Below are 15,051 nucleotides of genomic sequence, written 5' to 3'. Positions count from 1 at the left end.
TCCTCCTATTTAAAGTATGCTGATACTTTTTCTAAAAATTCTAATTCAATATATGAAGCTATTTTTTTAAATGTAGTCTCATCCATCAACATTTTATCATTTTCACTATACTGTCTAAATGCCATACTACACCATGTCACACCTCTTAGACAATTAAATATTAAATATCTTTCAAACCGTTCTTTATCAAATATACGATATTTACTATATTCTTCTAAAAATTCATCAATTTCTGCTTTCGATAAAATAATATCCGTCTTCCAAAATGTTGTCGTCGGCGCTAGAAAATGAGCTAAATCTTGTTCGCACTCTCCTATTAATGCCTTTTCCCAATCAATAACATAACTATCTTCTTTTCCTTCTCCAATTAAGAAATTTCCTGAATTTAGTTCGGTGTTTATAATACATGGATTGGCTATACTATATTTTTCAGGTATAAGAGTCAAACATTTATCTAAGAAAGATTTGATATACGCACTAACCTTGTCATCAGCTTTATCCCAAGATAAATATTCACCTGCCATTTGTTTACATTCATCAAACATCAGTTGGAATGGATTGGCTGCATTGATTAAATTATTGTCACCATATGGTGTATTGTGGACCTTACTTAACAAATAAGCTGCAATATGCATATCTGTTTTATAATTAAGTGTTCTACCTTCTAGAAACTCCATCGTCAAATATTTATATGGCAATAAGTTAGTTTCTGTTACTACATCATAAGGTTTTGGTGTAACTCCACTATCTTTCAACAATTGCAGAGTCTCATATTCATACTCTATTTGATTCTCAAGATTCATCTGACTCTTCATATTTATTCTAAGAACTTTTTTAAAATTCTTATCGTCAAAGGTAAAGTTAATATTATATTCTCCTGCACCTAGTAACTTAATATTCTCATAGCCTGTTTCTGCAAATAGAAGGTCTTCTTTTGTATCGATATCAAGTCCACTTTCACCTAGATAATAGCTTAGTTTCTGCTCTTTACAAACAGCAAGCAAATTCTCTAAAACACTATTATCACCATAGCTAGGAAGATCAAATACCTCTTTAGTAGCTTTCTTCATACCTATTAAAAAGTAACCACCATCAATGCTAGGGTTTATAACAATATCGAAATTATCTAATTTCTCGAAAGCAATGTTAATCATATTTTTTTTAAGATTGTATATATCAGAACCTAATAAAATAACCTTATCACTAGTTTTTAATTCTGCTTCAATAGCCTTATACATCTTATCACCAAGTGTTTTTCCTTCTTGATAAGAAAATTCTCTATTTTCTAGAATATCTTTTATCGTATTATCATCACTATTTTGACCATCGTGATAAACTACTACTTCTTCTCCACTTTCTTTTAAAATACTATAATTCAACTTCATTAATTTTTTTTGAATTTTGATAGCATTTTCTGGTGAAACAAAGTCATATAACCTTGTTTTTGTTGTACCCACCTTTGGTACTCTTGTAAAAAATATTATTTTATTTTTCATCTCTGAAATTTTTCCTTTAATATTATCTCTAAAATTATTCTAAATTTACAATCTACAATACATATAAAAAAGGGAGACTCAATAACAATATCTCTAATTGAAATTTCGATTTTGAGTCACCCTTGTACCTTATATATTAATGATTATATCCAGAATGATCATCTTTCTTCTCTGAAGAGTGATTGTGTCCAGCATGTTCATCTTTCTTATCTGAAGAATGATTATGTCCTTCATGACCTTTGTGTTCACCGTGTTCATCTTTACAATTTTCACAGTGTCCTTCCTTATGCTCTGAACCTTTTACTGCATCACTTGGATCTTTACAGCAATCAGCAATTTCAAATTTATAGCTGTGCTCTTTAGTTCCATCAATTGCATTAAATACATTTTTGTATCCTAAATCAATAAGTTTTTGAGCAACTACTGAAGAACTATTTCCAGTAGAACTATAAACATAAATAGGAACTTCTTTATTTTCTGGTAAAATTGATTGTAAATTATCTAATTTTTTAACATCGATATTTTTTGCTCCGGCTGCATGACCTTTTTCGAAATCAGCTTTATCTCTTACATCTAAAAATACATTATTTGCAGCTGTATCTAATAATGCATCTTGGAATTTACCACTACTTAATGATGAATATTTCACAAGATCATAACTAAAGTCTTTTAAATTTTGAGCTCCAGAAACATCTTTAAATCCTTGTTTCGTTAATTTTTCTACAGCATCTTTTGTTTTATCAGATTTATCACTGTAAACAACTACTTTTTTCTCTCTCCATGTACGGATTTCTTCTATACTTTTATCTATTTTTGATAATGGAATGTTAATTGCATGTTTAAGGTGTCCTTCTTTATATGAAGTCTCATCTCTTACATCTATAACTAGATAATTTTCTTTTTCTTTGTCGTCTTTTTGAATTTTGTTTAACTCTTCACCTTTCAATTCCTTTGCAGATGAAGTAGTTGTACATCCTACTAATGTTAATGATAACACTGCTGACATACTTACAGCTAAAAGTTTATTATATTTCATTAATATTTCTTCCTCTCCTTATTTAATAAAAGACAAGGTAGTATCTTAAATTTTTTGTGTATTTATGTAAAACCTCGTCTTCTATTAGTATAACTTATAAATAGGTTTTTTTCTAACAAACAGTTTTACTTTTCACTGTTTTTTATAATATTTCTTTAAAATTTGTATTCGTGTTCTTTTGTACCATCCCATGCGTTATACACATTTGTATAACCAAGTTCTACAGCTTTTTGTGCTGCTTTTGAAGAACGGTTTCCGCTATAGCAGTATGTATAAACTGGCGCATTTTTATCTGCTGGTAATAGCGCGGCTAAATCTTTATCAATATTTTTAACATCAATATTTTTAGCTCCTGCTACATGAGATTTTTCATAATCTTTAGCCTCACGAACATCAATAAATGTTCCTTCTTTTTTATCGATTGCAGCTTGGAAGCCACTTGCTAACAATGTTGTAAATTTAACTATTTCATAGTCTTTATAGTCTTTGACACCTTGTGCATTAGAAACTTTTTTGAAGCCTGCTTTTACAAGTTTATCAGCAGCTTCTTTACTTTTCTTACCAGTATTACAAACTGTTACTACTTCTTTATCTTTCCATGCACTTAAGTGTTCTGCATGTTTTTCAATATCAGCTAATGGAATATTGATTGCGTGTTTTACATGACCTTCTTTGTATTCTTTAGCATCTCTTACATCGATAACAAGATATTTTTCTTTTTCTTTGTCATCTTTTTCTATTTTATTTAATTCTTCCCCTTTTAGTTCTTTTACAGCAACTGTCCCATTGTTACTGCTTGAGCTACTATTCGAAGCTGAAGAACAACCTGCTAAAGATAAAGATAATACGGCTGCCATACTGACAACTAATAATTTATTGTATTTCATAATTTTAACTCCTTTGTTATTGCTTTCATACATAGTATAACAAATCAAATTCATTCAATCAACATCACAAATTAGAGAAACAAAGAAATATTTTACTTATTTATCAAAATTCCAGCTTTACATAAAAATAAAATAAAGCCTATAAATAAAACATTTATAAACTTTATTGAACACCTTATTTTTTTAATACTTTCTTTATATTCAGAAAAATAATAATATTTTTTATAACTTATCTAATTCTGTAAAAAATTGTTTTATATCCTTAACTTTATATCCAGTATAAGCCGCTAACTCATCATCGAAATGCCATTTTTTCTCAATCAAGCATGTTTTTAAACCTAATTTTTTAGCTGGTTTTATATCATGATATAATGAATCACCTATCATCATCGTTTCCTCAGGTAATAATCCTTCAGATTCAAGAACATTTAGAAAAGCTCCTTCTTTGGGCTTACTTATATGGGTTTCTCCAGAAATATATAATTTAAAAACTCCTTCTAAGCCTAATTTTTTCAATTTCAATCTTTGTTCCTGCGATTTTCCATTCGTTAAGATAATCATATTATATTTTTCTTTTAATTTATCTATCCACATATTCACCTCTTCATCAGGTTCTATCAATGCCAAGATAAATTCAAATTGCTTATCATAATAAAACTTACAATCTTCATTACTAAGTTCCACACCAAGTTTTGTCAAAGTTAATTTTAATCGTTTATTTCTAAGCTCTATCAATCTTAATTTCCCTTGAACTACTTCTTTAACCAACTTGTTATTTATGCTTTTGTAAAGTTTGAAAAAATCATCATAATTTATTAGCTTATTGTATTCTAAATACTCAAATACTAATTTATTTGATTTTTTCCATATATCACTAAAATCATATAGAGTATTATCTAAATCGAAAATTAAATTTTTTATCTTAGTCATCAATTTCACCTCCATTCTTTATGATGAATATAATCTATATTGTACATTTGAAAAAGCTAAATTCCAAGTAAAATCACTTGGAATCTAGCTTTTATTTATCTTCTTCTAAATATCTTACTACAGGCCTTGCTTCATAAACTATAGTTCCATCTGGAACACTATGTTTTACTACTGCATTAGCTCCAATTTTAGAATTTTTTCCTATTGTTATATTTCCTAAAACCTTCGCCCCTGCACCTATCATAACATTATCTCCAATAGTCGGATGCCTCTTTATGGGATCTAATGTAGTTCCTCCTAAAGTAGTTCCATGATACATGGTAACATTATCTCCAACTATCGCAGTTTCTCCTATTACTACGCCCATTCCATGATCGATAAATAATCCTTTACCAATTTCTGCTCCAGGATGTATTTCAATTCCAGTCAATCTTCTCGCTCTTTTTGATAAAAGACGAGCCATTGTATGCCATCCTTTTTTATACAATTTATGTGAAAAGTAGTGATAATTTAGAGCCTTTATGTGAGGATATGTAAGATAAATCATAAGTTTCGACTCTGCTGCAGGATCGTCTTTTAAAACTCGATTTAAATTGTAATTTAAATTTTCAAAATAACCCATTACACTTCTACATGTGTAACATCTTCGAAATCAAGGACAGATAAATATTTATCAACCCCATCAGGTAAGATAGTTACAATGTTTTTACCTGGATATTTTTCAGCTGCTTTCTTAGCTCCAACAATTGCAGCTCCAGATGAAATACCAATACCTATTCCAGTAGAACGTAAGAAGTTTTTAGTTTCTTCTATTGCTTCATCACTTGTTACTGTGAATATATCATCCATATATTCTTTTTTGAAGTTTTCTGGAATAAATCCTGTTCCAATTCCTTGGATTTTGTGTGGTCCTCCGTGTCCTTCACTAATAGCTGGTGATTCTGCTGGTTCTACGGCAATTGATAATACTTCTGGTTTATTTTCTTTTAAATATTTAGCAACACCTGTAAATGTTCCTCCAGTTCCAACTCCAGCAACAAAGATATCAATATTAGGTACTTGTTCTAATATTTCACGTCCTGTTGTTTTGTGGTGATATCCTGGGTTAGCAGGATTATCAAATTGACTTAGAGAAATAGCATTGCTATATTTTTCACGAATTTCTGCAGCTTTTTCGATTGAACCTTTAATTCCTAATTCTTTTGGTGTTAAAATTAATTGTGCTCCGTATGCTTTAATAATATTACGTCTTTCAATACTCATGCTTTCTGGCATAATTACCACAGCTTTTAATCCTAAAACAGAAGCTAAAATAGCTACAGCTATACCTGTATTACCACTAGTTGGTTCAACAAGGATAGTATCTTTATTAACCGCACCTTGAGAAATAGCTTCTTCTAACATACCAAGCACAGCTCTATCTTTAACGCTTCCTCCTAGATTGTATTTTTCTAGTTTCACAAAAATATTTGTGTTATCTAGTTGATATACGGGTGTGTTACCCACGAATTTTAATGATGATGAAATCATAAAATCCCTCCTCTTCTGACTTTATAATAAATAACTTTTGTTATTTGAATAAGATTATAACATAAGTTCTTAATGAAAACAAAGTAATTAATCTGACTTTTTTTATCGTTTTCATTTCAATTTTATTATTTGATTTTTTAAAAATATGATAATACTAATATTCAAAATTTATAAAATTCCAATTTACAGTATATTTTACCTAATAACTATTTATATAAATTACTACAATATCGCTAAAATAATAACTAAAAATATATAAAAAAACATAACAAGTAAAAAAAATTACTCATTATGTTTAATAATATTGCTCATATCATCTGGTAAATTTGTACATACATTTACCTTTTCTCCAGAAATTGGATGGATAAACACTAAGTTACTACAATGAAGTGCTTGCCTACTTATTAAGCTAATATCCCCACCATACAACTCATCACCCAGAAGTGGATACCCTAAGTATTTCATGTGTACCCTTATCTGGTGAGTTTTTCCTGTATAAAGCTTCAATCTAATAACATTAATATCATTTTTAATATTGTGTTTTTCTGACCAATATTCAGTCTTAGCATACTCTCCGCCTTCTCCCACCTCACGTTCTATAATACTAGAACTCACTCGACGTATAGGAGCTTCAACAATACCATGATCTTTTATTTTCCCATTTATTAACGCCGTGTAATACTTATCTATCTCCATATTACTAAATAATGCATGGATATGTCTATGTTTAGCTATTAATACTAAGCCGGATGTGTTTTTATCAAGGCGTGTTACTATATGAGGAATTGAATTAATATTTTTTTCTCTAAAATAGTAATTGGCTCTTTCTAATAAAGACTCGTCTTCAGCATTTCTAGATGGTATTGAAGGTAGATTAATTTCTTTGTTCACAACTAAAAAATAGTCATCTTCATACACAATATCGATAGGTTTATCTATAAATCTAACAAATTCACTATAGTTTTCACTAGGAAGTGTAATCTCTACAATGTCACCTTCTTTTAAGATATATCTAACATTTTCTTCCTTGCTATTTACTTTTATACTGCCATCATTATCGAACTTTATTCTCGTAAGAGTTTTTCTTGAAATATTGTTTTCCAGAAGAAATTCTCTTAATACTTGTTCATTTTTAACTACATACTTCAAAATAATATTAGTCATTTTTTATAAATGATCTCTTCACTCGTTGCCAAAAACTGTCATCATTATAACGAATAAAAGAAACTTTCTTATCCTTTGCTAAAGTAATTTTTATTTTTGAAACACTATCATAATTAAAATGCATATGATCTACTGTAATACGATGATTTTCCTTATCTATCGGTTTAATCATAAGTTCATCATCTTGAGATAATATTAAAGGATTTCCTAATGTTCTATAAACAAGATTATTTAATGCTGCTATTTCGGTTACTTGATACAATGGTAACTGTGGGTGAATTACCGCTCCACCTAGACTCTTGTTATATGCAGTTGAACCTGTAGGCGTACTAATACATAGCCCATCTCCTCTAAAACTTTCAAAGTGCACACCATTAATATATACCTTAGCTGAATATGTGCTTCCAGTATGATTATTAACTGTAATTTCATTTAAAGAATAATAATCTGAAACTAAATCTCCATTTGAACAATATGCTTTTACTCTTAATAAAGGATATTCTTCAATTTTCGGTTTTAAAGCTAACATATCAAAAAAGATTCTTTCGTAGTTTTGAACTGAGTAGTCCGTATAAAATCCTAAGTGCCCTGTGTGAATAGATAAGAATTTGATATTATCTAGATTATCCATATACTTATTAAATGTTCGCAGTACGGTACCATCTCCACCAACAGCAAAAACATAATCAGGATTCTCTTTATCTTCTTTCATATCACTAGATAGAAGAAACTCTTTTAACTTCAAACCTATCTTTTCTGATATTTCGTCATGTCTGACCTCTACACTAAATTTACCTTCTAACATTTTGATCTTCACCCATTATTTTTTCATAGTTTTCTAACCATACATCTGCAAAATCTGGTGCAAGCGCTCCGTGATTTTTATCAATCCATTCTTGAAGTTTGTTTACATTATATTTTAATATTTTATCTATTTTTTCTCCATACTGATAACGTGCTTTATTTTGATTATATTCGTCTTCATCTAGTAGGAAATATTTTCCATCTGGATATTTTTTTATGTCCAAATCATAGTCAATATATTTTACTCCATCAACGTCATAAGCAAATGGACTACTTAAATTTGAATAATAGTGAACTCCATCTTCTCTAAACATGCAAATTATATTAAACCAACATTCATTATGGAAATAAACTAGTGCTATCTCTTTTGTAACCCATGTTCTTCCATCACTTTCTGTAACAAGAGTTCTGTTGTTTGCTAAAATTAGAACTTGTTCATCCGCTTCTAGTACAACATTCTTGTGCCAAATTCTATGAATAGATCCATCATGTTTATACGCTATAATTTTTACTACATCACCTTTTTTAGGCTTTTCTCCTCTGTACATAGTGCCTCCTTTCATACTTATTTTTAATGTCTTTTTAATTATAACACATTTAATATATTTCATTCTACTGTAATAACTATTTTTTTATAAATTTCTAAAACTAATGTATCTCTATTTTATTAATAACAAAAAAGCAACTTCAAAATTTTTCTTAAACTCAATTTTGAAATTGCTTTTTGTATTTATATTCTATTCATAATCAATGACACCAAGAGCAATCTTAGCATATCGTGACATTTTATCTTTAGTCCATGCTGGTTCCCAAACTATATTTACATCTACTTTCTCTATCTCATCGACACCTAGCATAGCTGTTTCCACTTGCTCGATGATAATCGGAGCTAAAGGACACCCCATAGATGTTAAAGTCATATCGACTATAGCGTGCTTATTGTCATCGCTCATCTTAACATCATATACTAATCCTAAGTTCATTATATCAATACCAAGCTCAGGGTCTATTACATTTTCTAACGCTTCTATTACTCTATCTTTTAATGTTTCCATTTCTTACACCTCTTCCTTATTTTTAAAAATCATATTCTACTTCTTTTTCATATTGCTCTTTTAATATTCTTCCTAATTCAGTAATATCTGCCATTACATCATTATAATGCGAACACATTTTTATTACTTCATTTGATTCAAATTCTCTTTGAATTTCCGCTGTATAGTCAACAACTCTATTTTTCGAATCTCTTACATCGCTAAAAGTAATCTTCGAAAATCCTGATAATAATTGAAAATTAAACACCCCGCCATAAAATACTAATGCATCTTTATATATTAAAACTCTTAAATTTTTATTTATATATTTTGCATCTCGTATTAAAATATCTACATCGTGTTCTGTCTCTGGATATTCAATGAATAATTCTTCATATTCATCTCTAGCTTTTCTAATTCCTTTTATTATAGATCTAATTAAAAATAATGTAGCCAAAACAATAGCCACAGAAAATCCATAAGTACCTAAGTAATATAAAGTTCCAGGTACTTTTATATAGACATTTGAAATAAAAGGTTTTTCTTGTAATTTACTTTTATAATTAGCTTTTGTCTTATCTAATCCAAGGTCTTTAATTACCTCTAGGATTCTAACTTTAATCAAAGTACTATGTTCTGCAGCAGCATTGAATTTATCTAACAATTCAGAAGAAATATTTGTTCTTCCTTTTCCTCCTTTTTCTCCAATTACATCTATGCGAGAATAAAGATTTTTATCTTTCAGATTTATAATCTTGCTTTCTGGAACATCACTACTTTGGATTAATTTCTTAATATCTTCTTGTGTAGCCTTTAATATTACGAAACCATGTTCGTGTTGAACCATATAAAATTTTTCATCATCAGCTAATTTTTCATCTACTATATCAAGTTTTTCGAGAGCTTCTAATTTAATATAAGTAATTCCGGAATAATTCCCCGTGAATTGATCACCTTCATTATATAAGGTTTCAGCAGATTTTGTGTAACTATTATATGAAGCTCTAGTAGCAATCAAACTAACAAAAACCAAGATTATAGCAAAGAATATTTTTAACCTTGTTCCTCTTAAATAACTCTTCTTCATAACTTCACTTCCTTTTTTTTATTTAGCCTTTTTTACACACTAAAATATTTATAACATATTCTGTCTCTATACATTCAATGATAAATTTTTCATATTAATCTCTAGATTTTCTAATATCTTTTATTATAGAAGTTATCAAAAATAATGTACCTAGAACAAAAATCGTAGTAAATCCATAAGTACCTAAGTAATATAAATAACCAGGTACTGTTAGATATACATTAGAAACAAAAGGTTTTTCTTGTAATTTTTTATAGTAAGATTCTGTTTTATTTGAACCCTCTTCTTTTAATACATCTGAAACCCTTCCCTTAATCAAAGAACTATGTTTTGCTGCATCATTGAATTTATCTAATAATTCAAAAGAAATGTGAACTCTTCCTCTGCTACTTCCTTTTTCTCTTTTTACATCAACACGAGAATAAATATTCTTATCTTTTAGTTTTATTATTTTCCCCTCTGGTACATCACTACTGTGAATTAATTTCTTAATTTCATCTTGTGCAGCTTTTAATATTACAAAACCATGTTCGTGTTGAACCATATAAAATTTTTCGTCTTCATCTAGTTCTTTATCAACTATATCTAGTTCCTCAAGAGCTTCCAATTTAACATATGTAATCCCTATACTTTCACCTTCAAATTGATCACCTTTTTCATATGACCTTTCAGGAGAGCTTATGGTGTTACTATATGTTGATCCAACAGCTATAATACTAACAAAAATAAACATTATAGCAAAAACTAATTTTAACCTTATACCTCTTGGTTTCCTCTTCTTCATAACTTTCCTTTTCGTCCTTAATTATTTAGATTTTCTATAATTATACTTTTTGTTTTCTTTATAAATTTTTGAAATACCCTCTATTCCCTATTTTCAAGTATTCTCTTAACGTTCTAATGTTTTTATATTTTTTATCAAAAATTATATCTTACTGTTTTTCCGAAAGTTTCTTTTAATGTTTTTCCTAGTTCGTCAATATCTTCTCTTAAATTTTTATAGTTCGAGCAGACTTTTACTTTTTCGTCTATTTCAAAATTATTATGGAAATATGCTATATAGCTTATAACTCTACCTTTTCGAATTTTCCTATCAAAAGTTACCTTTGAAAAACCTGATAATAATTGGAAATTAAACCCTTTGCCGTATAATATTAATGCATCTTTGTATATTAAAACCTTTAGTTTTTTGTTTATATATTTTGCTTCTCGTACTAAAATATCTAAATCTCGTTCTGTCTCCGGGTATTCAATGAATAATTCTTCGTACTCAGCTTTATTTTTTCTAATATTTTTTATTACAGATTTAATTAAGAAAAACGGAATAAGAAGAAATACTACTTCCGCTCCATAAGCTCCAATATAATATCCTATACCAGGTACTACTAAATAATAGTTCGAAAGAAATGGTTTTTCTCGTAATTTACTTGAATAATCATCTAATACACTCCCTCTAAATATTAAACTGTGCTCAGCAGCATTTTCAAATTTTTCTTTTAATTCTGGAGAGATATTTATTTCCCACTTACTTTCTCTTTCAAATATAGCATTAACACGAGAGTAAATATTTTTATCCTTTAAATCTATTATTTTGTTATTTGGTATATCGTTACTTTGAATTAATTTTTTAACATCATCCTTAGAAGCTTTTAACATTACAAAACCATGTTCATGCTGAAGCATATAGAATTTTTTATTATCCTTTAAGCTATCATCTGTAATATCTAATTCTTCAAGGGCCTCTACCTTAATAAAAGTATACCAACTAGCTTTTGGAAATTGTTTTCCTTCTTTATACTGAACTTCTGCTGATCTTATATGATTTTTATATAGTCCTATGGTTGTTGCGATGCTAAACAAAACAAACAATATTGCAAAGAATATTTTTAACCTTGTTCCTCTTAAATAACTCTTCCTCATAACTTCCTTCATGTCCTTAATTATTTAGATTTTCTATAATTATACTTTTTATTTTCTTTATATATTTTTAAAATACTCTATATACCGTATTTACGTGTATTGCCTTAGTTTTCTAATATTATTACATTTTTATCAAAAATTATACCTTACTGTTTTTCCAAAGGTTTGTTTTAATGTTTTTCCTAATTCGTCAATATCTTCTCTTGAATTTTTATAGTTCGAGCAGACTTTTACTTTTTCGTCTGTTTCAAAATTATTGTGGAAGTGTGCTATATAGCTTACAACTCTACCTTTTCGAATTTCTCTATCAAAAGTTACCTTTGAAAAACCTGATAACAATTGGAAATTGAACCCTTTGCCGTATAATATTAATGCATCTTTGTATATTAAGGCCTTTAATTTTTTATTTATATATTTTGCTTCTCGTACTAAAATATCTAAATCTCGTTCTGTCTCCGGATATTTAATGAATAATTCTTCGTATTCAGCTTTATTTTTTCTAATATTTTTTATTACAGATTTAATTAAGAAAAATGTAATAAGAAGAATTACTACTTCCACTGCATAAGTTAAAAAATAATATCCTTTACCAGGCACTGTTAAATAAAACTGTGAAGTAAATGGTTTTTCTCGTAATTTACTTGAATAATCATCTACACTTTTCTTTATTACAATTTCATTAACTATATCTGAAACTCTTGCTCTAATTAGTGAACTATTCTCTGCAGCATTTTTAAATTTTTCTTTTAATTCTGGAGAGATATTCTTTCTCCCCTTGCTTCCTCTTTCAAAGATGGCATTAACAGGAGAATAAATATCTTTATCCTTTAAATCTATTAATTTTTCATTTGGTATATCATTACTTTGTATTAATTTCTTAACATCTTCCTTAGAAGCTTTTAACATTACAAATCCATGTTCATGCTGGAGCATATAGAATTTTTGATTATCTTTTAAGCTATCATCTGTAATATCTAACTCTTCAAGAGCTTCTACCTTAATAAAAGTATAACCTTTAGATTTTTGGAATTGTTTTCCTTCTTTATACTGTACCTCTGCTGATTTTGTTCTATCATCATAAAGGCTTTGGATCCCCCCGATACTCATCAGAACGAACAATATTGCAAAGAATAGTTTTAACCATGTTCCTCTTAAATAACTCTTCCTCATAACTTTCCTTCACGTCCTTAATTATTTGGATTTTCTATAATTATAACCCCATCTTCTGTTCCTTTAATGCATAGTTTGCACATATTTAAAAATAGACCATACTCTACTACTCCAACTATGCTTTCTAGTTTTTCTTTTACAGCTTTAATATCAAATCCATAACCCAAGTGTAAATCCACTATAAAATTGCTGTTGTCAGTTATAAGAGTAGCACCATCTTTTAATCTTAACACTGGATTTAGACCCGCTTCTTCCATTTTTCTTATAGTATGACTGTAACCAAATGGTAATATTTCTACAGGTAGGTTAAAGTTCCCAAGTTTTTCTACATCTTTACTCTCATCATAGATCCAGATTACTTCACAAGCAATATCAGCAACTATTTTTTCTCTAAATAATGCTGCTCCTCCACCTTTTATCGCATTAAAATCCTTATCGATTTCATCTACTCCATCAACAGCAAGATCAATATGATCAATCTCTTCTAGTTCTTTGATTGTAAGCCCCAAGCTCTTAGCTAGTTCAACCGTTTGAATCGACGTTGATACCATTTCAACATTCAATCCTTCTTTTACTCTATCAGCTAGCGCGTGTACAAAATAGAATACTGTCGATCCTGTCCCTAAACCAACGACCATACCATCTTTTACATATTCTACAGCTTTTTTACCAACAACTTCTTTTAGATTCATTTCAGTTCCCCTTTTAATGTATATGTTACTTTTAAATTATTTATATTCAACTAATAGATATTTTTTCTTACCGCGTCTAAGTACTGTAAATCCATCTTCTAATCTGTCTTTAGCTTCTACAACATATTCTAAATCTGTAACTTTATCCCCATTCACATAAACAGCACCATTGTTTACATCTTCACGTGCTTGACGTTTTGATTGAACTTGATTGCTTTCAACTAGGAAATCTACGATATTGTATTTTTTTTTCTCTAATTCAGATTTTGGCATACCTTTAACAGCTTCTTTTAATTCATCGTGAGTTAGTTCTTTAATGTTTCCTGAGAATAATGCTTTTGTAATGTTTAATGCACTCTCTAACGCTTTTTCACCGTGAACAATTTTCACCATTTCTTCTGCTAATGCTTTTTGAGCTAAACGTAGGTGTGGTTCTTTTTCAGAACTTTCTCTTAATGCTTCAATTTGGTCTTTTTCTAAGAATGTGAATTTTTTAAGAGCCGAAACTACTTCTGTATCCGCAGTGTTGAACCAGAATTGGTAAAATTCATAAGGTGTTGTTTGTTCTGGATCTAACCATACTGCTCCACCAGTAGATTTACCAAATTTAGTTCCATCAGATTTTAACATTAATGGAATAGTAAATCCGTATGCTTCAACATCTCCACGAAGTTTTCTCATGATTTCTAGACCAGTAGTAATGTTACCCCATTGGTCTGAACCACCAATTTGTAATTTAACATTGTGGTGTTCATTTAAGTATGCATAGTCAATACCTTGTAGTATAGTATAGCTGAATTCTGTAAATGATAATCCGTTATCTAGGCGACTTGAAATTGAGTCCTTCGCTAGTAAGTAATTGATATTTACTAATTTTCCGTAATCACGTAAAAATTCAATCATAGATAATTTTCCTAACCAGTCACGGTTATTTACAAATTCAATATTATCATCTCCACGGAAAATATTACGAAGTTGCCCTTCAAGACGACTAGCATTATCTTCTATTACCTCTAGACTTTGTAATTGACGTTCTTCACTTCTTCCTGATGGATCACCAATAATCCCAGTTCCTCCACCTACTAAAATAACAGGTTTATGCCCGTGTTGTTGAAATCTTTTTAATGTTAAAAATGGTAGTAAGTGCCCAATGTGTAATGAATTACCAGTTGGGTCTGTTCCACAGTAAATAGACACACTTTCTTTCTCTAATAATTCTTTAATTCCTTCTTCATCTGTTTGTTGATAAACTAAATCTCTATATTTTAAATCTTCTAATAATTTGCTCATTAAAATACCTC

General features: G+C 29.2%; 16 protein-coding genes. All 16 read right to left on the bottom strand.

From position 1 onward, the window contains the following. Window positions 1-5: 5 nt before the first annotated feature. Window positions 6-1,496, bottom strand: coding sequence for a TIGR04282 family arsenosugar biosynthesis glycosyltransferase (locus ACWOA3_RS04595; protein WP_456884342.1), 1,491 nt, complete (start codon window positions 1,494-1,496; stop codon window positions 6-8). A 136-nt stretch (window positions 1,497-1,632) separates the two neighbouring features. Next, on the bottom strand, window positions 1,633-2,532 hold the full coding sequence (locus tag ACWOA3_RS04590; RefSeq protein WP_456884340.1) for a rhodanese-like domain-containing protein: 900 nt from the start codon (window positions 2,530-2,532) through the stop codon (window positions 1,633-1,635). Window positions 2,533-2,687: 155 nt separating this feature from the next. Beyond that, complete coding sequence (locus ACWOA3_RS04585; RefSeq protein ID WP_456884338.1) at window positions 2,688-3,419, bottom strand: rhodanese-like domain-containing protein; 732 nt, start codon at window positions 3,417-3,419, stop codon at window positions 2,688-2,690. Window positions 3,420-3,641: 222 nt separating this feature from the next. After that, the gene (locus ACWOA3_RS04580; RefSeq protein ID WP_456884337.1) at window positions 3,642-4,349 is read right to left on the bottom strand and encodes an HAD family hydrolase; all 708 of its coding nucleotides are present in this window, start codon (window positions 4,347-4,349) and stop codon (window positions 3,642-3,644) included. Between the two features lie 91 nt (window positions 4,350-4,440). After that, window positions 4,441-4,971, bottom strand: coding sequence for a serine O-acetyltransferase (cysE, locus tag ACWOA3_RS04575; RefSeq protein ID WP_271965600.1), 531 nt, complete (start codon window positions 4,969-4,971; stop codon window positions 4,441-4,443). Next, window positions 4,971-5,879: a PLP-dependent cysteine synthase family protein gene (locus ACWOA3_RS04570; RefSeq protein ID WP_003147391.1), complete on the bottom strand. Its 909-nt coding sequence runs from the start codon at window positions 5,877-5,879 to the stop codon at window positions 4,971-4,973. The genes cysE and ACWOA3_RS04570 overlap by 1 nt, the downstream gene beginning before the upstream one ends. A 282-nt stretch (window positions 5,880-6,161) precedes the next feature. Beyond that, window positions 6,162-7,043: an RluA family pseudouridine synthase gene (locus ACWOA3_RS04565; protein ID WP_456884334.1), complete on the bottom strand. Its 882-nt coding sequence runs from the start codon at window positions 7,041-7,043 to the stop codon at window positions 6,162-6,164. Further along, window positions 7,036-7,848, bottom strand: a complete 813-nt coding sequence (locus ACWOA3_RS04560) for an NAD kinase (RefSeq protein ID WP_003147393.1) — start codon at window positions 7,846-7,848, stop codon at window positions 7,036-7,038. The genes ACWOA3_RS04565 and ACWOA3_RS04560 overlap by 8 nt, the downstream gene beginning before the upstream one ends. Further along, window positions 7,835-8,395 carry a DUF402 domain-containing protein gene (locus ACWOA3_RS04555; protein WP_003147394.1) on the bottom strand — a complete coding sequence of 187 codons (561 nt, stop codon included), beginning with the start codon at window positions 8,393-8,395 and terminating at the stop codon, window positions 7,835-7,837. The genes ACWOA3_RS04560 and ACWOA3_RS04555 overlap by 14 nt, the downstream gene beginning before the upstream one ends. A gap of 189 nt (window positions 8,396-8,584) precedes the next feature. Continuing rightward, on the bottom strand, window positions 8,585-8,902 hold the full coding sequence (locus tag ACWOA3_RS04550; RefSeq protein ID WP_003147395.1) for a metal-sulfur cluster assembly factor: 318 nt from the start codon (window positions 8,900-8,902) through the stop codon (window positions 8,585-8,587). A gap of 22 nt (window positions 8,903-8,924) precedes the next feature. Further along, entirely contained in the window at window positions 8,925-9,968 is a 1,044-nt protein-coding gene (locus tag ACWOA3_RS04545) for a hypothetical protein (protein WP_456884327.1), read from the bottom strand. Between the two features lie 94 nt (window positions 9,969-10,062). Beyond that, window positions 10,063-10,752: a hypothetical protein gene (locus ACWOA3_RS04540; protein WP_442566059.1), complete on the bottom strand. Its 690-nt coding sequence runs from the start codon at window positions 10,750-10,752 to the stop codon at window positions 10,063-10,065. Between the two features lie 134 nt (window positions 10,753-10,886). Continuing rightward, window positions 10,887-11,888 (bottom strand): hypothetical protein, encoded by a 1,002-nt coding sequence (locus ACWOA3_RS04535; protein ID WP_456884324.1) that lies wholly within the window; start codon window positions 11,886-11,888, stop codon window positions 10,887-10,889. Between the two features lie 132 nt (window positions 11,889-12,020). Continuing rightward, window positions 12,021-13,058 carry a hypothetical protein gene (locus ACWOA3_RS04530; protein WP_456884322.1) on the bottom strand — a complete coding sequence of 346 codons (1,038 nt, stop codon included), beginning with the start codon at window positions 13,056-13,058 and terminating at the stop codon, window positions 12,021-12,023. Window positions 13,059-13,075: 17 nt separating this feature from the next. After that, window positions 13,076-13,750: a ribose-5-phosphate isomerase RpiA gene (gene rpiA, locus ACWOA3_RS04525; RefSeq protein ID WP_456884320.1), complete on the bottom strand. Its 675-nt coding sequence runs from the start codon at window positions 13,748-13,750 to the stop codon at window positions 13,076-13,078. Between the two features lie 36 nt (window positions 13,751-13,786). After that, entirely contained in the window at window positions 13,787-15,040 is a 1,254-nt protein-coding gene (gene tyrS / locus ACWOA3_RS04520) for a tyrosine--tRNA ligase (RefSeq protein ID WP_456884318.1), read from the bottom strand. Window positions 15,041-15,051: the final 11 nt, after the last annotated feature.

This window comes from Gemella taiwanensis, from assembly GCF_054054385.1.
Note: the sequence above shows the minus strand (reverse complement) of the source record. Positions and strands in the feature narration are given on the sequence as shown.